Source organism: Lysinibacillus sp. FN11, from assembly GCF_024628845.1.
Classification (GTDB): Bacteria; Bacillota; Bacilli; order Bacillales_A; family Planococcaceae; genus Lysinibacillus; species Lysinibacillus capsici.
The window spans coordinates 783299-805407 of the sequence record NZ_CP102383.1; the positions used below are offsets into that span (position 1 = coordinate 783299).

General features: G+C 35.9%; 24 protein-coding genes and 1 pseudogene. 17 read left to right on the top strand and 8 right to left on the bottom strand.

Annotated elements, in window-relative coordinates:
- Positions 1-62: 62 nt before the first annotated feature.
- On the bottom strand, positions 63-962 hold the full coding sequence (locus NP781_RS03725; protein WP_257521399.1) for a hypothetical protein: 900 nt from the start codon (positions 960-962) through the stop codon (positions 63-65).
- 284 nt (positions 963-1246) lie between these two features.
- Between NP781_RS03725 and NP781_RS03730 the strand changes: the two genes are divergently transcribed.
- The 5 genes and pseudogenes from NP781_RS03730 to NP781_RS03750 all read left to right on the top strand — a co-directional run bounded on the left by NP781_RS03730 (position 1247) and on the right by NP781_RS03750 (position 5543).
- Positions 1247-1624: a hypothetical protein gene (locus NP781_RS03730; RefSeq protein ID WP_257521400.1), complete on the top strand. Its 378-nt coding sequence runs from the start codon at positions 1247-1249 to the stop codon at positions 1622-1624.
- A gap of 510 nt (positions 1625-2134) precedes the next feature.
- Positions 2135-2707: a class I SAM-dependent methyltransferase gene (locus NP781_RS03735; RefSeq protein WP_221680524.1), complete on the top strand. Its 573-nt coding sequence runs from the start codon at positions 2135-2137 to the stop codon at positions 2705-2707.
- The gene (locus tag NP781_RS03740; protein WP_221680525.1) at positions 2707-3294 is read left to right on the top strand and encodes a DedA family protein; all 588 of its coding nucleotides are present in this window, start codon (positions 2707-2709) and stop codon (positions 3292-3294) included. The genes NP781_RS03735 and NP781_RS03740 overlap by 1 nt, the downstream gene beginning before the upstream one ends.
- Positions 3295-3347: 53 nt before the next feature.
- Positions 3348-4048: pseudogene (locus NP781_RS03745) on the top strand (response regulator transcription factor).
- Complete coding sequence (locus NP781_RS03750) at positions 4032-5543, top strand: HAMP domain-containing sensor histidine kinase (RefSeq protein WP_221680527.1); 1512 nt, start codon at positions 4032-4034, stop codon at positions 5541-5543. The pseudogene NP781_RS03745 and the gene NP781_RS03750 overlap by 17 nt, the downstream one beginning before the upstream one ends.
- Before the next feature lie 4 nt (positions 5544-5547).
- Here NP781_RS03750 and NP781_RS03755 read toward each other — a convergent pair whose 3' ends face one another.
- A complete protein-coding gene (locus NP781_RS03755) occupies positions 5548-5853 on the bottom strand; it encodes a hypothetical protein (protein ID WP_221680528.1) in 306 nt (101 codons plus the stop codon).
- A 278-nt stretch (positions 5854-6131) separates the two neighbouring features.
- Here NP781_RS03755 and NP781_RS03760 point away from each other — a divergent pair, with 278 nt between their 5' ends.
- Positions 6132-7733, top strand: a complete 1602-nt coding sequence (locus NP781_RS03760) for a Na/Pi cotransporter family protein (RefSeq protein ID WP_221680874.1) — start codon at positions 6132-6134, stop codon at positions 7731-7733.
- A 128-nt stretch (positions 7734-7861) separates the two neighbouring features.
- Here NP781_RS03760 and NP781_RS03765 read toward each other — a convergent pair whose 3' ends face one another.
- Positions 7862-8740, bottom strand: a complete 879-nt coding sequence (locus tag NP781_RS03765; RefSeq protein ID WP_257521403.1) for a LysR family transcriptional regulator — start codon at positions 8738-8740, stop codon at positions 7862-7864.
- A 100-nt stretch (positions 8741-8840) separates the two neighbouring features.
- On the opposite strand from NP781_RS03765, the gene NP781_RS03770 reads away from it, so the two are divergent.
- On the top strand, positions 8841-10004 hold the full coding sequence (locus tag NP781_RS03770; RefSeq protein WP_257521404.1) for a YbfB/YjiJ family MFS transporter: 1164 nt from the start codon (positions 8841-8843) through the stop codon (positions 10002-10004).
- 40 nt (positions 10005-10044) lie between these two features.
- Here NP781_RS03770 and NP781_RS03775 read toward each other — a convergent pair whose 3' ends face one another.
- On the bottom strand, positions 10045-10905 hold the full coding sequence (locus NP781_RS03775; protein ID WP_004232402.1) for a YitT family protein: 861 nt from the start codon (positions 10903-10905) through the stop codon (positions 10045-10047).
- 32 nt (positions 10906-10937) lie between these two features.
- The gene (locus tag NP781_RS03780; protein WP_257521405.1) at positions 10938-11477 is read right to left on the bottom strand and encodes a transcriptional regulator; all 540 of its coding nucleotides are present in this window, start codon (positions 11475-11477) and stop codon (positions 10938-10940) included.
- A gap of 183 nt (positions 11478-11660) precedes the next feature.
- Between NP781_RS03780 and NP781_RS03785 the strand changes: the two genes are divergently transcribed.
- Genes NP781_RS03785 through NP781_RS03805 form a run of 5 tightly spaced genes read left to right on the top strand, consistent with a single transcriptional unit; the run spans position 11661 to position 14003 of the window.
- A complete protein-coding gene (locus NP781_RS03785; protein WP_004232404.1) occupies positions 11661-11912 on the top strand; it encodes a PLD nuclease N-terminal domain-containing protein in 252 nt (83 codons plus the stop codon).
- On the top strand, positions 11896-12798 hold the full coding sequence (locus NP781_RS03790) for an ABC transporter ATP-binding protein (protein WP_221680533.1): 903 nt from the start codon (positions 11896-11898) through the stop codon (positions 12796-12798). Before NP781_RS03785 ends, NP781_RS03790 begins: the two co-directional genes overlap by 17 nt.
- A 6-nt stretch (positions 12799-12804) precedes the next feature.
- A complete protein-coding gene (locus tag NP781_RS03795; protein WP_257521406.1) occupies positions 12805-13047 on the top strand; it encodes a hypothetical protein in 243 nt (80 codons plus the stop codon).
- Entirely contained in the window at positions 13008-13583 is a 576-nt protein-coding gene (locus NP781_RS03800) for an ABC transporter permease (RefSeq protein WP_257521407.1), read from the top strand. The genes NP781_RS03795 and NP781_RS03800 overlap by 40 nt, the downstream gene beginning before the upstream one ends.
- A gap of 21 nt (positions 13584-13604) precedes the next feature.
- On the top strand, positions 13605-14003 hold the full coding sequence (locus NP781_RS03805) for a GntR family transcriptional regulator (protein WP_257521408.1): 399 nt from the start codon (positions 13605-13607) through the stop codon (positions 14001-14003).
- Positions 14004-14039: 36 nt separating this feature from the next.
- On the opposite strand, the gene NP781_RS03810 is transcribed toward NP781_RS03805, so the two are convergent.
- Positions 14040-15437: a hypothetical protein gene (locus NP781_RS03810; RefSeq protein WP_221680536.1), complete on the bottom strand. Its 1398-nt coding sequence runs from the start codon at positions 15435-15437 to the stop codon at positions 14040-14042.
- A gap of 279 nt (positions 15438-15716) precedes the next feature.
- On the opposite strand from NP781_RS03810, the gene NP781_RS03815 reads away from it, so the two are divergent.
- Both NP781_RS03815 and NP781_RS03820 read left to right on the top strand, forming a co-directional pair.
- Positions 15717-16355, top strand: a complete 639-nt coding sequence (locus NP781_RS03815; RefSeq protein WP_048391171.1) for a GntR family transcriptional regulator — start codon at positions 15717-15719, stop codon at positions 16353-16355.
- Positions 16356-16374: 19 nt separating this feature from the next.
- Entirely contained in the window at positions 16375-17424 is a 1050-nt protein-coding gene (locus NP781_RS03820) for a 2,3-butanediol dehydrogenase (protein ID WP_221680537.1), read from the top strand.
- Positions 17425-17545: 121 nt separating this feature from the next.
- On the opposite strand, the gene yiaA is transcribed toward NP781_RS03820, so the two are convergent.
- Together yiaA and NP781_RS03830 are read right to left on the bottom strand one after the other, a co-directional pair.
- The gene (gene yiaA, locus NP781_RS03825) at positions 17546-18016 is read right to left on the bottom strand and encodes an inner membrane protein YiaA (protein WP_221680538.1); all 471 of its coding nucleotides are present in this window, start codon (positions 18014-18016) and stop codon (positions 17546-17548) included.
- 439 nt (positions 18017-18455) lie between these two features.
- Entirely contained in the window at positions 18456-19874 is a 1419-nt protein-coding gene (locus NP781_RS03830; RefSeq protein ID WP_257521409.1) for an aminotransferase-like domain-containing protein, read from the bottom strand.
- A 113-nt stretch (positions 19875-19987) separates the two neighbouring features.
- Here NP781_RS03830 and NP781_RS03835 point away from each other — a divergent pair, with 113 nt between their 5' ends.
- The 3 genes from NP781_RS03835 (at position 19988) to NP781_RS03845 (ending at position 22035) form a co-directional block, all read left to right on the top strand.
- Entirely contained in the window at positions 19988-20911 is a 924-nt protein-coding gene (locus NP781_RS03835; protein ID WP_221680540.1) for a DMT family transporter, read from the top strand.
- A gap of 29 nt (positions 20912-20940) precedes the next feature.
- Positions 20941-21594 (top strand): MBL fold metallo-hydrolase, encoded by a 654-nt coding sequence (locus NP781_RS03840; RefSeq protein ID WP_257521410.1) that lies wholly within the window; start codon positions 20941-20943, stop codon positions 21592-21594.
- Between the two features lie 231 nt (positions 21595-21825).
- On the top strand, positions 21826-22035 hold the full coding sequence (locus NP781_RS03845) for a hypothetical protein (RefSeq protein WP_257521411.1): 210 nt from the start codon (positions 21826-21828) through the stop codon (positions 22033-22035).
- Positions 22036-22109: the final 74 nt, after the last annotated feature.

Sequence of the window (22109 nt, forward strand, 5' to 3'; positions counted from 1 at the left end):
TAAAAAAGAACATGATTGTGACCATTTCTAATAGTCTCACTCATGCTCTCCATTGCTCTAGTTTACTTATCATAATAATCGTTCAATGCAATTTCTAAACGTTCTTCTAAATGCTTTGAAATATAGCTTAGAACGAATTGCTCTTTGTCCATTTCAATTTGTGCGGACTTAAAAAATTTGGTGAAAAAACCGACTTTATTATTTTGGGAATATTGCTGTAATGCTTCTGTTCGTAATGTAGAAACGATTTCATTTTCTATATGACGCTCTCTAATCTTTTGTACAATGTCTTTCACGCTATTTTCTTGCAGCTCGGTAATTTGCTTTTGAAGATGTTCATTTTCCTGCTTTAGTTCCAACGTTTCTTTTTGAATTTCTTCCACTTGAAGGGCAGAATCGGTCGAAAAACGTTGAATGTTTTTGTCAAGAAAGTCCTGATTAATGTTAACTTGTAACGTCCCTTGCTCTTCATTCGGCAAAATCTGAAAAAGACCTGTTTGAATCATCTGCTGTAGGACGTTTCCAAGCAAATCAATTTTATGTGATAAATCCTCAGAATCCATGGTCGTTGCGGTAATTTGGTGTTTCAGCAGCTGTCCGTTATCATCAATACCTAGCAATAATTTAATCCCCCTGACACGATACTCATCCTTCAATAATAAAATCATGCGCAATCTCAATATAGCAGGTAGGTTTAAACGAATATTACTATTTGTATTGGGCGAAGCATTGTCAAAAATATACTGTTCAAACGGCTTTAAATAGTAGCGAAGCATGGCGTCTGTAATATCAAACCAGCCCGCGACTTCTGCAATTGTATAGTGTTTCGATTCATCGATCTCTGCTAAATACCCATCATTATAGAGGTTTTCCTCTAAAGGTGTATGTTGCAGTGCAACATACAATGGGTCATCTTGCACAATTTCAAGTACCATTTCTTTTGCATCATTTACCTTAAGCATCCTTACACACCCCACTTTATTTTTCCCATGACTAATGGTCTCTATATAGGTTTCTATTCGATTGGCAGCAATTGTATGCCTATTTTATGTAGGAAATTGTCATTAGAACGAAGTACCTTTTAATCTTTTATGAACCTTAAGGGAAATTGTACTGATGTTCAGGAGGAAGTTAATGCAGAAGAATTACCGTCCTATACATTTTATTTTTTATAGATAAAAGATTATTTTTAGTGTAAAATTACACTTTAATAATCATATTATATTTTTATCGAGGTGTAGCTGAAATGAAAAGATTTATTCAACGTATTTTGTCGCTATTTCCATTTCCGTTTTTATTTCATTTTTATGAGTATAATAGCCACCTCTCAAATCAAGAGGCTAGCTACTTATTTCCATTATTTCTTTTTTTCATCATTGGAGTTGGCATAGTATCTAGAAATGATCATCTACCTTTGTTCATTGTCCTAAATTTTTTAATGACTGCTTTGTCTTTAATGTTAGGCCATTTTTTTATAGATGATGATGGAAGTTGGTTTAAGCCTTTTGGAAGAGATGTAGCCATTATCTTTGTTTCATTCTTTTATGTTTTAGGGCAATTAATTATAAGAGGGATTAATAACGGAATCATGGGAAATAAAGTAAATGATGAAAATAACAATTAGTTATATAAGAAAGGATCATGTCTTTATACTGCTGTTAAGAAAAGAGGATACACCTAAAAATGAAGATTATATTGTGTTTAATCATCTTGTGAGCAGAAGAGCACGAAGAACAAGCTATGAAAGGGCCAACAGTTTTTAAAAATGTTGAATCTGTGATCCAGATGTTTCATTATAGGCTTTGCTGTCGTTGGTATTGAATGTGCACCTTCATTCCATTCTTTAATAGAGCGTCAATATGCGTATATTCATGATTTTGGTGTGAGTTCAATACTAATGAAATGGAATTTTATGAGCGAAAAATGAAGATGAATATAGAAATTAAGCAATTAAGTCACTCATGAATAAAAGTGAGCGACTTTTTTTGTTTTCACCATAGGGTATCGTGTTAATCTACTAACTAAATAATGTCAATTATTAAGAAAAAGTTAAGAATTCTCCTTGCAAATCTTTAAGAAAGTCTCTTTATAGTTAAAACCATCAATAAAGAACGCAAAGCGAGGAGACAACGAAATGCAGCTTATCACCTTCCTTACTGAATTTATAAAGCATCCAAAAACAATAGGCGCCATATCACCTAGTTCTAAGAAATTAGCGCATAAAATGGTGCAACCTATTTGCTTTGAAACGGCTCAATGCATTATAGAGCTTGGCCCAGGGATGGGGGCCTTTACAAAGGAGCTTGTGAAAAGAAAAAAGCCAGCTACATGGCTTGTTCTCATTGAACATAATGCGATTTTTTGTGAGAAACTGCGTAGGCAATTTGCTCATGTAGCTAATGTTGTAGTGATCCATGGTTCAGCAGAAAATTTGAAGCAATATTTGACGGACTTAAATATCGAAAATATAGATTATGTTATTTCTGGACTGCCATTTACATCGTTAAAGGCGGAAGTATCGTGTTGCATTTTAAGAAATGTGAGGGATTGTTTGTATAATGGAAAATTCATTACTTTCCAATATTCACTTGTGAAAAAATCATTTTTTCAAACCTATTTTCAGGATATTTCACATGAGAAAGTATGGATCAATATGCCACCAGCGTATGTATTGAGCTGTAGGTTAGGAAATACGAGGGTCAGCTAATGGAGCTACAGGATCTTTTATTATTTATAGAACAATATGGCTATTTTGCTTTGTTTTTTAGTTTATGGCTAGGGATCATAGGCATGCCGCTACCAGATGAAATGATTGTCATGAGTGGTGGTTTTCTATCTTCGCTAGGAAAATTGGTCATATGGAAATCTTTTTTACTTACTTATTTAGGCGTTGTTTCAGGGCTTTCTCTAGGATTTATACTTGGAAAACTGTTTGGTCATCGTGTACTCGATAAACTTGTGAAAAAGAAAAAGGCAAAGTACTTATCTAAATCAAAAGAATTGTTAGATCAATATGGACGTTTTGCATTAGTCCTGAGTTACTTTATTCCAATTGTTCGACATATTCTCCCTTACTTGGTGGGAATGAATAATATGCCTTTTAAAACATATGCCTTATTTTCCTATACAACAGGCTTTGTTTGGACATTGATTTATTTTACACTAGGTTTATTGTTCGGCAGTCAAATTGAATATATTTCTGTTATTGCTACGAAATATGGTATTTACTTTGGGTTATTCATCGTGACTGTTAGCTGTATTTATTATTTTTATATACGGAAATTTAAAAAATAGCTAAAATGGAGGAACATTTTGAATGGAAAATATTTGATTAATGGTGGGATTAGATGAGTAATGAAACAATTTTAATTGTAGATGATGAAAAAGAGATAAGAAATCTGATTTCAATTTATTTGAAAAATGAGGGGTTTCAGGTGTTAGAGGCATGTGATGGAGAAGAGGGTTTACAGTTAGTAAAGAAGCATAAAGTACATTTAATTGTATTGGATTTAATGATGCCTAAAGTAGATGGCATTAAAATGTGTATGAAGGTAAGAGAAGTAGCAGAAATGCCTATTATTATGCTAACTGCCAAATCTCAAGATATGGATAAGATTGGTGGTTTAACAATAGGTGCTGATGATTATGTGACGAAGCCCTTTAATCCGTTAGAGCTGATTGCCCGCATTAAATCACAGCTTCGTCGCTATCTGAAAATGAGTGGCTTACATAGCAGCTATAAAGAGGAGCTGGAAGTTGGTGATTTACGTATCAATACGGCGACACATGAAGTTTTTGTTAACAATGAAAGAGTAAAGCTGACACCTAGGGAATTTGCTATTTTGGAATTGCTTGTTAGTAATCCTGGCATTGTCATGAGTGCAGAGCAAATCTATGAAAAAGTTTGGAAAGAGGAAGCATTTCAATCGGAAAATACTGTAATGGTACATATTCGAAAAATTCGAGAGCGAATTGAGACAAATCCAAGGAATCCACAATATATTAAAACCGTATGGGAGTAGGGTATAAAGTTGAAAAAGTTCTTTAGGCTTTTAAAGATCCCAAGGTTTCTGAAGCATATTGGTGCGAAAATAAAAAATAATATTCAACGTAGCATTCGTATTCAACTATTTACAACGTTTTTATTATGTGCACTCGGCAGTTTTTTAGTGGCACGTGCAATAGTGCCATTTTTTGAGAATATCAATGAGACAGTGATTGTGGATTATAGTGGTAGTATGAAGTTGATGTATTATCATGCGCAGGATACAGCAGCAATGGCAACTCAAGAAAATAGTGTTAAAGCATTAAGAGAATTGATCGATCAAGAAAATGGAAAAATAGAAAATGAGGATAATGCATTAAAAATAGTCGTCACAGATGAGACAGGGAAGATCTTATATAAAACAAAGCAGGTGAAGGAGCAACAAATCGATTTGCACGAAGAGATAAGGCATGTCATGGACTTTACAATGAATCAACCTTTTGAAAATGCCTATCATGTGATCGAAACGTCTCGTGAGGAGTTTACAACATTAGTGCCACTAACTTTACAAGATAAAAATTATTATTTCTTTGTTAGTGGGCTTCCACAAGGAGAAGCCATCACAAGTACGAATGAAGGCCCCATACCTTTTTTCATTGGTGTTATGTTGTTTATCGTATCATTTTTCTCTATAACAAAACGCAAAATGAATCAAATTGAGGCATTAGCGGAGGGGGTTATGGAAATCGCAAAAGGAAATTTAGCCTTTCGTATTGAGAAAAAAGGCCAGGATGAAATTGCTTTACTCACGGATAATGTTAATCAAATGGCAGAAGAAATTATGACAAGTATCGAGATGGAGAGGAAAATTGAACAACAAAAAAACGAGCTCATTACAAATGTTTCACATGACCTTAGAACACCTCTTACCTCAATCATGGGTTATTTGCGTTTATTAAGAGAGGAGAAGTATGAGACGAAAGAGCAATATGACGAATATTTGAAAATAGCCTTTTCTAAATCCGAGCAATTAAAAAATTTAATAGACGATTTATTTGAGTATACTAAGCTCACGAATGATAAAAATACTTTAATGCGACAACAGGTTTGTATAAATGAGCTACTCGAACAACTAATGGAGGAATTAGTACCAATAGCAGAGGAGAAACAACGTATTTTTATAAAAAATTTTCCAGAGAAACGAATTTTTGCTGCCCTGGATTCGGAAAAAATTGTACGAGTATTTGATAATCTACTCATCAATGCCATCAATTATAGTACAGCTGAAGGAAAAATTATGGTTTCCCTTGATGGACAAGCAAACCATGTGCGTATTTGTGTAGCGAACCAAAGTGATGCCTTTACATCTGTGGAGCTTGCTAGTTTATTTGAGAGATTTTATAAAAAAGATCAATCGAGAACAAATGTAACCGAGGGCTCAGGGCTTGGACTAGCGATTGCGAAGAGCATAGTGGAGCTTCACGGAGGAACGATTCACGCAAAATACAAAAACGAGACACTGTACTTTATTATCACCTTGCCATTAGCAGCTTCATAACTGACTACAATGGAAGAATAGTAATGGCATGTTGTATTTGTTTATGTTGTGAAAGCATATCTTGTAGGGTTGCTAGGGTAGCTGTGTTTCTGATTAATAATTGGATTTCTGTCTGCTTGTATTGTCGTTGAAAGTCCAGAATATAATCTGCAATAATATGTAAATTATATTGATTTTTAATCTCTACCTCGACGAAAAATGGCAGTGTTAAATCTGGTAGCTTAATACTACCGCCACGTCGAATCCAAATTGCTTCCTGCACATAGTAGCGGATAGGTAATTGGCGGTTACTAGCGATAAAAATATCCATAAAAAACTCCCTTCAGTGTCTAATTACAGCCTAATGGAAATGCATACAGTCGTCAAAAGAAAACATGTGAAAATCTGATTGAAGATTTTTTCATGTTTTTTTGTTTGTTTTTTGTTGAATTTGATTTGAATATGTCCGTTTTTTGGACTAATTGTAAAGGGCGTGTAAATATTAATTTAATCCATTGTAAATGATATGTACAGCTAGCTTAAAACTATTAATAATAAAGTCTGACAACAAGGAAAGGGTTGAATAGATTGGCTATCAATGTACAGGAGATGATTTTCCAATTTCTTGGAGGGTTAGGCTTATTTCTTTTCGCTATTAAATTTATGGGAGATGGCTTGCAGAAGGCTGCAGGTGATCGACTAAGAGATATTTTAGATAAATTTACAACAAACCCATTAATGGGTGTACTAGTTGGTATTGTAGTTACAGTTCTCATACAATCAAGTTCAGGTACGACTGTTATTACCGTTGGACTAGTGAGCGCAGGACTTATGAAACTGCGCCAAGCAATTGGCGTGATTATGGGTGCTAATATTGGGACAACCATTACTGCATTTATTATAGGAATAGATGTAGGTGCTTACGCATATCCAATTATGGCAGTGGGCGCAATATGTTTATTTTTCTTTAAGAAAAGTTTCATTCAAAATATGGGGCAAGTATTATTTGGCTTTGCAGGTTTATTTATTGGTTTAGAGCTGATGAGTGGTGGAATGAAGCCGCTTAGAGATTGGCAACCATTTTTAGATTTAACTGTACAAATGTCTGATGTGCCGATTTTAGGCGTATTAGTAGGAACGATATTCACTCTGGTTGTTCAATCTTCCTCGGCTACAGTAGGGATTTTACAAGGGCTTTATGCTGAAGATTTGATAACATTACATGGGGCATTACCTGTCTTGTTTGGAGATAATATTGGCACAACGATCACAGCCATCCTAGCAGCTTTAGGTGCTTCCATTGCAGCAAAACGAGCAGCTGCCACACATTTACTATTTAATGTAGTGGGTACAATTATCTTTATGCTCATATTAGGATTATTTACGAACTATGTGGAATGGATTGCAGGGGTGCTCAATTTAGAGCCGAAAATGCAAATAGCCTTTGCACATGGAACGTTTAATGTCCTCAATACAATCATTCAATTACCATTCATAGGTGTTTGGGCTTATGTCGTAACGAAACTAATTCCGGGCGAAGATTCAATCATTGAATACAAACCAAAATTTTTGGATAAAAATTTAATTATCAAATCACCGTCAGTGGCATTAGGTCAAGCAAAAATGGAAGTAGTACGCATGGGCGAGTATAGTATTCAAGGTCTAGAAGAAACATTAAAGATTTTGAAAACGGATGATGCTAAGTTAATAGGTAAGGTCAACCAATTGGAGGAAGCCATTAATAATTTAGATCGCAAATCAACGGAATATTTAGTGGAGTTATCAAAACAATCTTTATCAACCCATGATTCCCAAGTGCACCATGCATTATTTGAAAATATTCGTGATATCGAACGAATTGGTGATCATGTAGAAAATATAATAGAGCTGCTACAATACAAGGATAGTAATCGCGTTCGTTTAAGTGAACAAGCGATGCAGGAGTTAGAGGATATGTTTGTTTTTACATTAGAAACTGTGAAAATGTCTATCGAATCACTTGATAAGCGTGATCTTTCCTTAGCACAGCAAGTGATAGAAAAAGAAAATGAAATTGATAATATGGAGAGACGTTTACGTAAATTGCATATTAAGCGATTAAATGAAGGAGTTTGCTCAGGTTCAGCAGGTATTGTATTTGCGGATATTGTGAGTAATTTAGAAAGAATCGGTGATCATGCTTCTAACATAGCGGAAACCGTTATTGCCTAATATAAAGCTGTTCAGAGGAGATAATCTGCTGAACAGCTTTTTTTTTTGGGGAAGGATAGAATTATTAAACTGACGGAATAAATTCCTAAAATTGACGGATAGAATTTCAAAACTGACGGATAGAACCCTCAAACTGTCGGATAGTTATAAGCTTCTATGGCTTCTAAAAAATACATTAGGATGGGGGATTTTACTTCGTCTTTACGATAAATAAACCATGTAGGAATATGTGCTTGCTTGTTCTTTATCTTGTGCAAAGTTAATGCTTGTGTTGCCATGTGTTTTTCTGCAATGGCACGTGGTAGTAAGGTAATACCTAACCCAGCAGTAACACAGCCAATAATACCGTCAAGCGTACCAAGCTCCATTCGATTTTGTGGTCGAACTCCTTCTTCATGTAACCAATGTTCCAAGATGGCTCGATAGGAACAGCCATGGCGGAATGTAATCACGGAGCTTCCCTCTAAATCCTGTAGATGTTTAATAGGCTTATGCTTGTTAGAAGTGAGAATAACAAGCTCTTCACAGACAAACTCTTTCATCATTATATTTTCTTTATAAACAGGCCCGGTAACAAATGCGCCATCTAGTTCATAGTTTTCAACCCGTTCAATATTGTGCTGAGAAGGGCTTGTTAATATGGTGATATCCACTTGTTCATGTGCTTGATGAAATGTGCTTAACAAAGTTGGTAAATGTAATGCAGCAGTTGTTTCCATCGAACCAATTCGTAAAACGCCTCGTTGTTCCTCCGTATCATGTATGATCTCAAAGGTTTTTTCATAGAGATGAAGCATTTTTAGGACTAACTCGTAGAATTGTTCTCCTTTTGGTGTTAGCCGTATCCCTCGATGTCCACGATAAAAAAAGGTTGTTTCGTAGAGCGCCTCAAGACTTTGTATTTTCATAGAGATGTTGGATTGCGTGTAATTAAGTGCCGTGGCAGCTTTAGAAAAGCTACCTGTTTGGACGACTGTTCGAAAAATCGTTAAATCATTAATATTCATATGCCCTCCAGCTATCAATTTTATTGATACTTATTATAAAGAATTGGATCTATTTTTGATACCTAGATATTCGATATAGTGAAATAGAAGGAGTGATGATATGCACAAGCAAACAGTACGATATTTAATCGGGGGCATTTTTGCTTTAGTAATCGCTATGGGGATCGGCCGTTTTTCGTATACGGTTATTTTACCTTATATGCAAGAAGCTTTTGAATTTAGCCGAGCAACAGCAGGTTACTTAGCAACGAGTAATTACTTAGGCTATTTGGTTGGAGCCTGGGTGGCAGGCCGTTTACCAATAGGGAATAAACGAATCCTCTTTTTGCAAATTACCCTTGTTATCAGCATTTTAACAACAGCCTTCATGGGCTTTACAAATGCAATCATCATTTGGTATTTATTACGATTTATCTCGGGGGTTGTGAGTGCTTTTATTTTTGTTGTTATAACAAGCCTAATACTAGACCAGTTAGCTAGCAGTAGTCATATGCATCTATCGGGGCTGTTCTATAGTGGGGTGGGAGTAGGGATTGCATTAAGTGCGGTGATTGTTTCACCAATCCAAGCAGTTTTCCATTGGAATGGAACTTGGATCGTATTAGCTTTATTTAGTATTGTATTGTTTGTCTTGATTGTGCTATTCATCAAGCCTATTACACCAAGTAAACAACTAGTGGAAAGCCAGATAATTTCACAGAAAACGCCTCCTCAGTCTTGGATGAAATGGTTAATCATCGCTTATAGCTTAGAGGGACTTGGCTATATTGTCACAGGTACATTTATTGTATCAATTGCACAGGAGTCGACAAGCTTTCATGGAGATGCAGCCTTTGTATGGTTTGTTGTGGGTGTTGCAGCAATTCCCTCATGTATCGTCTGGTCTAAGCTAGCACAGCGTTATGGCTATGTGAAAATTTTGCTCATCTCTATGCTACTGCAAGCGATAGGTATTATTTTACCTGCGTTAGCTACAAATTCGATGACCCTTTATGCTAGTGCCTTTATTTTCGGGGCAACCTTTATGGGAATTACAACTGTTTGTACAACATTAGCGAGGAAACTTGCACCAGTTAATAGTCATCAAATGATAGGCTATTTAACCGCTGGCTATGCGCTCGGACAAATGATTGGTCCATCCATTGCAGGAACACTTGCAAGCTACACAAATAGCTATCAGTACGCCTTAGTTGGGGCTTCCTTAGTTGTAATGCTGGGAGGATTATGTTTAATAGGTGGCATAAAATATGATAGAAGCACCTAAAAAAGTAAGTAAGGTATGTTGCGCCTTACTTACTTTGAAATTAATGGATATCTCGTTTCTTAAAGTTACCACCACGAACTTCTGATACATCAGAAATGACAACAAAAGCGCCTTCGTCGATGTCTTTAATAATCGAAACTAATTTATTTTCTTCCATACGGTTAATGACACAGTTTAAGATTTCTGTTGGTTCATTGGAGAAACCACCACGTCCATGTGTATAGGTAACACCACGGCCTAAGCGGGCTTGAATAGCGTCTCCAATCTCCTCGGATTTTCCACTAACCACACGAACTTCTTTTGATTTTTCTAAACCAACTTGGATTATATCGATAACATTTTTGGCAATATAGTAAGTTAACGCTGAGTAAAGAGCACTCTCTAAGCCAAAGATAAAGCTTGCCCCTATGAAAATAAAGGCATTGATAAATAATATAATATCGCCGACTGAAAATGGAATCTTACGTGACAATAGTACAGCTAAAACCTCTGAGCCATCTAAAGCGCCACCATTTCGTAGGACAATCCCAATCCCCACACCAAGAAGCATACCACCAGATAAAACAATTAGGAGGGGATCATTTGGGCCTAAAATGGTTTTGACGTCATGTAAAAGCACTGTAGAAATCGATAAAGCTGCAATACCAGCACTACTCATTAAGGCAAAGGTTTTTCCGACTTGCTTGTAGCCAATATAAATGAACGGAATATTTAAGACAAAGAGCAGTACGCCTAATGGGATACCAAAGAGGTGCGCGCCCATAATACTAAGACCTGTTACACCGCCATCAATGACAGCATTCGGAATTAACACGGCCTCTAGTCCGTAAGCGGCTATAACTGCCCCAATAATGATCATAATTAATTTTCGTATATTTTCTAGTGACTTTCCTTTTTTCATAAATCTTCTCCATTTCTTTACGTCAATAGTACCTAAGGTTTTGGAATAATATTTAAAGCAATTGTTTTAGTTTCAAAACCTTTATTTGACTCGGTCATATTATAGTATTTAGTTAATAAATCGTTTAATTCAATTTCAAAGTTTTTGAATTGATCGTCCGTTAACGTTAGGTCGATTAAAGAAAAAGTTGCTAAATCTGTTGTGCTTTCTTTTTCATCAAGTGAATGTAAATAATTTTGATATTGAGATAGTAAAGCCAATTGATAGTAGGAAATATAATTTAATTTTTGCTTGGTTGTGAGTTGCGTCCAATCCTCCTTACTAAGTTTTGCTGCTCCTTCATTTAATGCATAAAACTTCTCTGTAACAGAACGAACTTTTCGCTCTTTCACAATTTTTATAATATTTTCATCGACTAAAATTTGGATGTGACGATATAGAGTGGCTTGTGGTACATCTTTAATGACAGAAATCATCTCCAATGTGCTTAAACCCTCTTCTTTATTGTGCATCAGAGCTTGTAAAATTTTCATTCTCACAGGGTGCATTAATACCTCTGCTTTATTTCGCATAAACCAATCCTCCTACCAGAAAATGAGATAGTATCAAGGGAAGCATTCAAATGTTATCAATTTGAGAACATTATCAAAAAATATACTATAGCGTTTTTTTAAAGATGTACAGTAAAAAGGTAATGAAATTTTTTCATTCTTTTGTTATCATTATTGATAATGATAATGAAAGGGGTTATAAAAATGAAATTACACTATGGTTTTGAAGACTTAAATCAAATTGATTGGGCAAGCATACTACCAATCCTTTTACCATTTGTACTCGTAGGTTTTTTACTTATCACTGTTGCACTCATAGATTTATATAAACATAGAGATAGCAGAGAAAACATACTAATGTGGGCAATTATTATTTTGTTCTTTAATACAATTGGTTCTGTTCTATATTTCGTGATAGGTAGAAAGGATGTCAATAAACGTGCGCTTAGAAATTAATAATATAACGAAAAAATTTAAACAGAAAACGGCAGTAAGTAGTTTTTCAATGGTTATTGATTCGAATGAATGTGTAGGGCTTATTGGACCAAACGGGGCAGGGAAATCCACATTAATTCAGATCATTGCTGATATTCTTTATGCAGATGAAGGGGACATTGTACTTGATGGACAAAAAATTTCAAAGATGAAAAATCATATTGGTTATTTACCACAGTATCCTAATTTCTTCTCGTGGATGACAGCATCAGAAACTTTAGCCTTTATGGGGACACTTTCGGGTATTTCGAAAAATCAATTACAAAAAGATATCCCAATTCTTCTGGAAAAGGTAGGCTTAGGGAAAGAAGCACATGCTCATGTTGGAACATTTTCAGGAGGTATGAAACAGCGTCTTGGTATCGCACAAGCTTTATTACACAAGCCAGCTCTCATCATTATGGATGAACCCGTATCAGCCCTAGATCCAATCGGTAGACGTGAAGTGCTGAATCTATTAAAAGATATAAAAAAAGAAACGACCATACTACTTTCTACACATATTTTAGGCGATGCGGAAGAAGTTTGTGAGCGCTTTGTGGTAATTAAAAATGGTTACAAAATAGAAGATGCAACAAAATTAGAGTTACTAAATCGCTATCAAGATTCAGCTATCTTTTTAGCGGTTCAAAATAAAGATGTAAAATGGCTAACAACGATTGAAAATTTACCTTATGTAAAGAAAGTCGAAAATTGTGGGGATGGTTTTAAAGTATATGTCAATCACTTGGAAGCAGACGCCCATCGATTGCTACAGTACGGATTGGATTCAAATGTACTATTTACAAAGTTTGATCTTGATCTTCAAGAAAGCTTAGAAGAAATATTTTTAGAATTGGTGGTGTAATTTAAAGTGAATACGTTTATCGCACTAAGAAAAAAAGAAATGAATCAAATGACAAAGGAATATAAAGTCGTTTGGCTACCAATCGTTTATATTCTCCTAGGTTTAACTCAGCCGATCATGATGTATTTCTTGCCTGCTATTTTACAATCAATGGGTGGTATAGAAGGGATTATAATTGATCCATCAATGACAAAGCCAGGGGAGAAGAAGTGCTTGCTTCAACCCTTAATTCGCAATTTGATCAATTAGGTATAATCATACTTGTTATTGCAACGATGGGAATTATTCAAGGAGAAAAAGCCAATGGGATGATGGCATTCATTTTAACAAGGCCAGTATCTATCACATCATACTTAAACAGTAAACTGCTTACTCATTATGTTTTAGCTGTTCTATGTATTACGCTTGGCTTTGCAATGTCCCTTGGCTATACATCTTATTTATTTACCTCTGTACCGATAACGCGCGCATTGATAGCTTTAGCATTTTATTGTATTTGGCTGTTGTTTGTCATTACATTTGTTGCCATGATGAGTACATTTTTTAATAGTACACCATTTATCGCTTTAATCAGTATTGGTGTCTTATTTATTTGTCGTTTTTGTGCTGGCTTACATCCATTCTTAGATGTCATAAATCCAGCTAGTAATAGTTTGTATGCTACAACGATAATAATGACAGGTGACATAGAAACATGGTATAGCTTTCATATTGTTGTCACACTGTTACTTGTACTATTCATGATGGCTATCATGCATCATTTTATTGCCAAAAAGAAATTTTAATATGGAGGAAATCCTCGACAAATGAATGTAAAAGTAAATCGAAGAAGCAAAATTCCATATTATCAACAACTCGCACAGCAGCTGCTTTTATCCATAGCGACTGGAAATTTAAAAAAGGGGGACCATTTGCCTTCTATACGCCAGCTAGCGGCACAAACAAACCTCAATCTGCATACAGTTCATAAAAGCTACAAAGAGCTTCAAAAAAAGGGAATCATCACCATTAAAGCTCATTCTAGAGCATTTGTTATCGTAGATCCTAATAAAGCAACGACTGTTTCATTTCACCAAATAGCTACGAATGTGGAGCAATTATTGTTAGAGGCTTATATTTTAGGCATGAAAAAATCTCAACTAAAAGAAATGTTTTATGACATTTTACAAAAGTATTATACGGAGAGTGAAAGAGATGGCTACTGATAATCTAGTGACCATCTCTTTTACAATTTTATCAAATTAAATCAAAAACACAGCAACTATCGTTGTCACAATCAGACCAATGACTACAGGAATTAAATTTCGTCTTGCTAGCTCAAATGGGCTGACATTACAAATAGCAGCTGCTGGGATTAATGCCCAAGGAATCAGTGCACCGCCGCCTACCCATATAGCTGTGATTTGTCCTAAAGCAGTTAAAGTGGCTGTTCCCCCACCAATGGCATTCCCGAATAGACTACCAACCGAACCTGCTAAAGAAATTCCTGAAAAGCCAGAACCATCTAATCCAGTAATAGCGCCAACAACTGCTAGCGTGACAACAGCAATTTCCTTTGTTAACGGAACTATTGCTGCAAGACCGACACCAAGATCATTGACAATACCGTGTGAAGTTGCGGGGAGGTGGTCGCCGAGAATTTGTGTAAAGCCAGCATCTCCAAGATAGAAGAAAGCAGCAATTGGTATTACGGGTCCGAAGACTTTAAAGCCGAATTGAAATCCTTGAATCAAATAACTTGTTGTCTTTTCTAATCCCGCTGATTTATGAGCAACCATACTAAGCAACAATAAAATAAAAACAGAGGTTCCCCCGATTAAAGCCGTTGCATCTCCGCCCGTTAAATTGAATACTGACATAGCGATAACGTCTAAGATAAAAGCAATAGGAATAAGGACGGCGAAGAATCGCTTTTGCCCAATTGACAGTAAGTTTTCCGCAGTCTCTTGTTCACCATTCTCCTCTTCATTGTTGCCAGTATTTAAAAGTAGCGTTCCTCGTTTCATATCACGTCGTAAAAAAATATAAGCAACAATTGTCGTTACAACGCCCATTGTGATCACAAGCGGAATACTGGCTGAAACAACATCTCCAACAGGGATACCAGCAGCATCAGCCGTTAATTTTGGAGCCCCTTGAATGACAAAATCACTCGATAACGCAATACCATGACCAAATAAGTTCATCGCCATGGCAACCCCCAGTGCTGGGAGACCCGCCCGAATGGCAACAGGCAAGAGCACTGCTCCTAATAGCGCTACGGCAGGTGATGGCCAGAAAAACCAAGAAATAAACATCATTAATAGTCCAATCGTCCAATAAGCGAGTGCGGGTGTTTTAATGATCTTTGTGAAAGGGGCCACCATAACCTCATTAATACCTGAAGACATCATGACCCGGCTCATCGCCACAATAATCGAAATAATAAGAATCGTTGATAGCAGCTCAGTTATGGCATAAATAAAGCTGTTAAACACACCACTTATGGACGAGGTAAAATCACCAGTCGCAACAATCGCTAGCATAAAGATGCCTACTACACAAATGAGGGTGGTATCACGACGTTTAACCATAAATCCGATGATGAGCACAATAAAGACCACGTAAATCCAATGGAGAGCTGTGAATTCAATCCCCATACGTTTCCCCCTCAATATTCTGATTCTATAGAATATGAAGATAAAAAAAGATGGTGATGATTTTAAAAAATTTAACTTGGGCGAAAGCGAAACAACAACCAAAAAGGTATTTTAAGTTACACCCAAAACAAGATATTTGAAAGAAATGAAGTTATAGATTAAAATACTTTTATAGATTATCGATAATCTATAATCCATAATATATAACGCTTTTAGCTAATCACCCTATACACTGAACTATGTTAAAATAAAAAGATATAAATTTATTGGAGTGGTTTAATGGGGTTTGATGAAAATTCAATTTCAAAAAAAACAATTTCTGAGCAAATAGCTGAACGATTATTATTCCGCATATTTTCTGGTTACTATGAACAAGGTCAGCGCTTAATAGAGGCAGAAATTGCAAAGGAGTTACAAGTAAGTCATGCACCTGTCCGTGAGGCCCTTTATCTTTTACAAAAAGATGGTGTAGTTGAAAAAGTACAACATAAAGGTGTAAGAGTGAAGATTATAACGGATCAGGAATTAAAGGATTATTTGGAAGCGCTTTATCATCTATTGGATATAGCACTAACCAAATGTGAATCTAAATGGACTGCTGATTTGCAAAATGAACTATTATTTCGATTTGAAGCTATGAAACAAAGAAAGTCCGCTGAAAATATTTATGAATATGTTGTTTCGTTTGCCCACTTGTTACAATTGTTTTTTGATGTTACAGGAAATATTGCTATGCTACGATTCTTTAAAGAAACAATATTTGTTACAAATGTAGCTGCACAAACAAAATGGAAGATGAATCTAGTTGAATCCTATCATATGTCCATCAATACTTTTATCAAGTGTATAGAAGTGTCGGATTTTGATCATGCACGAGTAGCTATTAAGGATGTTATTTTATGGTACCAATTTAAATAATTTTATGGGGGTAACATAAATGAAAGCTGCAGTTTGGCATGGTGTGAAAGATATTAGAGTTGAAGAGGTTGAATTACGCGCTTTAAGAGAAGAAGAAGTGAAAGTAAAAGTAGCGTGGGCTGGTATTTGTGGAAGTGATTTACATGAATACGAAGAAGGTCCGGTTTTCGTACCAGTTGATGAAAAAGCTGAATTAACAGGTGAAGTTGCCCCACTTACAATGGGACATGAATTTGCTGGTATCATCGAAGAAGTTGGCTCTAAGGTTACTGACTTTAAGGCTGGGGACCGAGTTGTCATCAATCCTACATTAACATATAGAAATAAACATGAAGAAGTCGATCGTTATGATGGATTTAACTTCATCGGTTTACATGGAAATGGTGGATTTGCAGAATATGTTAATGTCCCTGTAACGAATATACATCGTTTAGCAGATAACTTAACATTACAAGATGGTGCATTGGTAGAACCAATGGCTGTTGCAGTACAAGCTGTCAAGGATGCTGGGGTTACATTAGGTGATTCTGTTGCTGTATTTGGGGCTGGACCAATTGGATTATTAACAGTAATCGCTGCAAAAGCATCAGGTGCTAGCAAAGTTATCGTATTAGATTTATCCGATGATCGATTAGAAAAGGCAAAAGAATTGGGTGCAACACATGCTATTAATTCAGGTAAAGAAAATCCTGTTCAAGCAGTTCGTGCGATTGTTGCAGATGGGGTGGATGTATCCTTTGAGGTGGCAGGAGTTGCTCCTACCTTTAAACAAGCAATTGATGTAACAAAACCCCGTGGTAACATGATGATTGTGTCGATTTTTGCAAGACCAATCGAATGGAATCCAATGCAACTTACAAACACAGGTGTTAATGTATTATCTTCCATTGTTTATACACCATCAATTTTCCAAAGAACAATTGATGCAATGAGCGCTGGTCAACTTAATCCACAAGGGATCATCACAAGTCAAATTGAACTAGATGAGATTGTTGAAAAAGGATTCAAAACGTTAACGAATGACAAAACACAATCTAAAATTTTAGTCGAAATAAGCGGAGAAAATTAATAAAATTGAGAGGAGTATGGCTGATGACAGCCATGCTCTTTTTTATAGTTTGGAGGAGCAGGGAGCTTAAGAAAAAATGACAAAAGGAATCGAGAATGAACTTCTCGACTCTTTCAGTAACTTAATCTCTTTCTCTTGCTCTCTGTGTGTCTCTAATATTCTTTTGAACCGTGATGGATGCAAACAAACTTAGAACAAATGACATACCATAGAACCCTTTTTCGCTTAAAACAATACTCCCAGCATTATATAATCCAATGCCCATTAATGATATAGATACAATAAGTGCAACCCAACTAATACCATAATAAATATTAGTAACGGGTATTCCCTCTTCTTTATCTCTTACTGCTTTTTGTAAGGATATTGCTGAATAGAGTCCAAATACTAAAACAGCTATGTAATATCCTTTTTCGTTTAGTTGCATCGTTGCATTAAACAAGCCTATAAAATATGCCGTAACACCTACTAACAATGCTGCCCAGGAAGCCCCCTTGAAAGCAGCAGTTGGTTCTCCCTCTTTTCTTTCTACTTTAATTTTCGGATCAGGCTGTTTTTCCTTATCTAATGAAGAATCATTTTGATTAGACAATATCTTTCTCCTCCTTCTATCACTGTATAAAAACATTCTATCATTCTACAGGGAGGTTATGAGAATAGAAATTTCTCTAATTCTCGTTCTTCAATATTCTCCTTAAAGGAGGCTGCTTTAATTTGGCTTTTATTTTGCTGGAATAAAGAGTCAATATGGCTTCATCAAATCTGAAGGCTCTCTTATCATTCCTTGGTAAAATTGTGTCCTACACGGAGAACCTTTTTGCTGCAATTATTTTGTACAAATAAGAGCTACGTGTCTAACTTTTTCTATATTATTCAAATAGACAGCTAAATATGTTAGATGTATATGTCTGCCTGTTGTTGCTGTGTCCACCGCTTATTACGATTTGTGCCACTGATGAACAAAATAATTGAAATGGTTGATAAAGCTGTGAATACCACCGTTTTTAGATGAAAATAAATCGCTAGTCCGCTCACATAGAAAGCGATTGCGCCACTGTAACCAACTTTTTTACTCCTTCTCTTAGTTGTTTTTCATTTGCATAGGAATAGCTTAAACGTATCCAGGAGGATAGTTGTTTTAATGGATCACAAACTTGACCAGGCACAAAGGATATCGATTGTTCGATACTTTTAGATAATAATAATTCAGTTGGAAAATCATCTGGGAGCTGTACCCATAAATTTAGACCGCCTTTTGGACTGTTCCATCGCCAGCCTGTTACAGCTAGCTCCTCTTCCATAATTTCCTTTCGAATCTGTAGGGCAATCCGAATTTTCTCCAAATGTTGTTGCAATCTTAGTGAGGAGAAGTAATGGAGAAAAATTTTTTGATTGAGAAGTGGTGAGCCATTATCAGCTAGCGATTTTTCTGTTAATAGTGATTTCATTAATGATGATGGACAAATAACAGTTGCAATTCTCAAACCAGGAGAGATGTATTTGCAAAAGCTTCGGATGTAAATGACCGTCCCAGCACTATCAAATGTGTAAATTGGAGGTGGTGGGGCTTGGTCAAAATAAATGTCGTGATAGGCATCATCTTCTATTAATAGAAAGCGATAGTGCTCAGCTAATTCCACTAATCTTTTACGCTGCTCGACAGAAACCGTATAACCAGTTGGATTATGGAAGGAGGGGTTAAGATAAAATAGGCGGGGCTTGTATTTTTTAATATAGTATTCGACCTGTTCTAAATCGTAGCCCTCAGGATGGATATCAACCGTAACAATCTGTGCGCCTTGTGCTTTAAAGATATCAATCGCAGCACTATAGCTTGGGCGTTCAAATAAAACGACGTCCCGTGACTTAATAAAAGCTTGAGCAATTAAGTGAATGGCTTGCTGTGAGCCAGATGTTATTAACAGTTCTTCTGGACTCAAATGTGTTTTATAGTGGTTGATAAAATATTGGGTCAGTGTCTCACGTAGCTCTAAATCACCTTGCACCGTTGAGTAGGTTGCCAGTACTTTCGGATAAAGGTCAAACACTTCCTTCACGTAATTTGAAAAATAGTGATTAGGCAAAAGATTGGGATCAATCAATGCCTGAGAAAAATGATAGGAAACAGATGGTTGATGGATTTCGGATAAATGATTTTTTTTTACATATGCTGAAACAATGGGATTGTCCTGATCTAGATATTCAATATATTTTGTTACTGTTGATTGGACAAAATAGCCTGATTTATCTTTTACATAAACTTTGTCATGCTGTTTTAATAATTGATAAGCTTTTAATACCGTTAGCCGATGGACATTCATTTCAGATGCTAATTGCCGGACGGAGGGAAGCTTTTCATGTTCTTTCCATTCTTTTCGCTCTATTCGGTGCAGTACATCATCATAGACTTTCTTAAAAAGATAATCTTCATTTTGAATTGCTTTGCCCACATCGATTCCTCCTATTCACACCGATTGTACCACGAACCAAACTGATCTGTTCTATCCTTTTTAATCTGTTCTATCCAACTTCTTTTATGATAGAAAAAGAGGGGGAGTTTGATATGGTAATGATTAATTATTTCTTTATGTGTTTGATTTTTGGGACAACATTTTTAGCAATTAAAGTTGGTGTTGATGCAGGAGTTCCTCCGTTTTTATCAGCTGGTCTTCGTTTTCTCATTGCCGGTTTACTACTATTTAGTTTTATGGTTTGGCGCAAAAAAACGACAATTCGGTTATTATTTCGGAAAGAAATGTTTTTTACAGGAATGGGCTTAACCTTTGGAACATTTGCCACATTATACTGGGCTGAACAGTATGTAACATCTGGAATCGCAGCTGTCTTATCTGCTACAGGTCCAATGATGATAATTGTTATTCAGACATTTATATTGAAGCAAAAAGGAGACCGAAAATCATTTATTGGATGTGTTGTCGGAGTCATTGGTGTTATGTTCTTAATCTTACCAAGTTTTGCAATAGAGATTAGTCCCTTCTGGATGGTTGGTTGTTTCGCTATTATTTTAGGTGAAGTTTTTTACGCATCTGGAACAATTTATACGAAGCATGTCATCCAAAAATTTGGAACAACATCTCCAATTGCTTTAAATGCGGCACAAATGATGTATGGAGGGATTTTATTAATCATTTTGTCACTTTTAACTGAGAACATTCAGCTACAGCATCTTTTAAGTCCAGCTTCAATTGGTTCTCTTTTTTATTTGATTATTTTTGGTTCAATGATCGGTCACAGCATTTATTATTGGCTTGTGTCACGAACAAATCCTGTTTTTCCGTCCACATGGCTGTATATTTCACCAGTAATTGCCGTTATATTAGGTGTTACCTTCTATCATGAATATCTTTCGTGGCTAACAGGAATAGGTACTCTGACGATTATTGTTGGAACGATTCTAGTCAATTTTGAAACATTGAGAGAGTTGCTTTGGCGGAAGAGGACTGTTCTTCAGGATGTAAAAGAATAATAAAATCTAATGATAAAGGGGATGAAATGATGAAAATTTCTAGAGGAGTAGAGATTCTGGAGCTTGAATTTAATGGAGCTTTCATTTATCCAACGCTTTTATGGGATCAGGAGATGGCTGTTTTAATTGATACTGGATGTTCAGGTCAAATGGAAGATTTACGTATAGCAATGGAAAAGGTAGGCGTGTCGTTCAACCAACTCAAAGTTGTGATTTTGACACATCAGGATATCGATCATATAGGCAGTCTTCCTGAAATATTGCAAAATTGCGGTAGTCATATAAAAGTTTATGCACACGAGCTAGATAAGCCTTATATTCAGGGGGATTTACCACTTTTGAAAGACGGGCACATAGAGAATCCACCCAAGGGGAAAGTGGATGAGACCTTGAAAGACGGTCAAGAACTACCATATTGTGGGGGAATACAAGTTATCCATACGCCAGGACATACGCCTGGCCATATTAGTTTATATTTGAAGCAAAGTAAAACGCTTGTTGCAGGCGATTCGATGTATAGTGTAAATGGTGTATTGGGAGGGATTCATGTTCCAACCACTTTGGATATAGAGGTTGCTCAACAATCTTTAAAGAAATATGCAGACCTAGACATTGAATCTGTGATTTGTTATCACGGAGGAATATGCAAGATGGATATTAAAGAGCAGATTCAAAAGCTTTGAATCTTAAAAATTAAAGATGAAGGTTCCATAGAATGCCAAGTGCTAGGAGGCTAGCTCGAATCGTAACATGCAAGAGTATCACCTCCAGTACTAGTCAAAGGCTTGTCAAACATCTATTTTAATGTGAGTCAGGTCATGTTATAATGAGGCACTTAAGATACTTAAGCACTTTTTTATAACGGATGCCAAGAAAAGCCTCCGCAGAACGATCAAATATGGAGGTGTAAGGAAATGAATAAACGTTGGACGATTGGTGAAATTCAGAAATTTGTTGCGAACAATTCAGAAAGTAAGTTGCTAACGACTGAATACCATGGTTTTTCTCAAAAGCTACTATTTAAATGTGCATGTGGTAATAACTTTGAAAAAACATTTACGAAATTTAAAAATAAAAACCAACGAAAATGTGATGTATGCCAACCGCCAAAAGAGTCACGCTAAACGCTTTGCGGCCGTTCAATAATAATATTAGTGAACATTAAAAATATCTCACTTCTATATTCTTTATAGAGGGG

Excerpts from the sequence above, each read along its gene's own strand:
- NP781_RS03725 (WP_257521399.1), bottom strand. The coding sequence starts at position 962 with ATGCTTAAGGTAAATGATGCAAAAGAAATGGTACTTGAAATTGTGCAA.
- NP781_RS03730 (WP_257521400.1), top strand. The coding sequence starts at position 1,247 with ATGAAAAGATTTATTCAACGTATTTTGTCGCTATTTCCATTTCCGTTT.
- NP781_RS03735 (WP_221680524.1), top strand. The coding sequence starts at position 2,135 with ATGCAGCTTATCACCTTCCTTACTGAATTTATAAAGCATCCAAAAACA.
- NP781_RS03740 (WP_221680525.1), top strand. The coding sequence starts at position 2,707 with ATGGAGCTACAGGATCTTTTATTATTTATAGAACAATATGGCTATTTT.
- NP781_RS03755 (WP_221680528.1), bottom strand. The coding sequence starts at position 5,853 with ATGGATATTTTTATCGCTAGTAACCGCCAATTACCTATCCGCTACTAT.
- NP781_RS03760 (WP_221680874.1), top strand. The coding sequence starts at position 6,132 with ATGATTTTCCAATTTCTTGGAGGGTTAGGCTTATTTCTTTTCGCTATT.
- NP781_RS03765 (WP_257521403.1), bottom strand. The coding sequence starts at position 8,740 with ATGAATATTAATGATTTAACGATTTTTCGAACAGTCGTCCAAACAGGT.
- NP781_RS03770 (WP_257521404.1), top strand. The coding sequence starts at position 8,841 with ATGCACAAGCAAACAGTACGATATTTAATCGGGGGCATTTTTGCTTTA.
- NP781_RS03775 (WP_004232402.1), bottom strand. The coding sequence starts at position 10,905 with ATGAAAAAAGGAAAGTCACTAGAAAATATACGAAAATTAATTATGATC.
- NP781_RS03780 (WP_257521405.1), bottom strand. The coding sequence starts at position 11,477 with ATGCGAAATAAAGCAGAGGTATTAATGCACCCTGTGAGAATGAAAATT.
- NP781_RS03785 (WP_004232404.1), top strand. The coding sequence starts at position 11,661 with ATGAAATTACACTATGGTTTTGAAGACTTAAATCAAATTGATTGGGCA.
- NP781_RS03805 (WP_257521408.1), top strand. The coding sequence starts at position 13,605 with ATGAATGTAAAAGTAAATCGAAGAAGCAAAATTCCATATTATCAACAA.
- NP781_RS03810 (WP_221680536.1), bottom strand. The coding sequence starts at position 15,437 with ATGGGGATTGAATTCACAGCTCTCCATTGGATTTACGTGGTCTTTATT.
- NP781_RS03815 (WP_048391171.1), top strand. The coding sequence starts at position 15,717 with ATGGGGTTTGATGAAAATTCAATTTCAAAAAAAACAATTTCTGAGCAA.
- NP781_RS03820 (WP_221680537.1), top strand. The coding sequence starts at position 16,375 with ATGAAAGCTGCAGTTTGGCATGGTGTGAAAGATATTAGAGTTGAAGAG.
- NP781_RS03835 (WP_221680540.1), top strand. The coding sequence starts at position 19,988 with ATGGTAATGATTAATTATTTCTTTATGTGTTTGATTTTTGGGACAACA.
- NP781_RS03840 (WP_257521410.1), top strand. The coding sequence starts at position 20,941 with ATGAAAATTTCTAGAGGAGTAGAGATTCTGGAGCTTGAATTTAATGGA.
- NP781_RS03845 (WP_257521411.1), top strand. The coding sequence starts at position 21,826 with ATGAATAAACGTTGGACGATTGGTGAAATTCAGAAATTTGTTGCGAAC.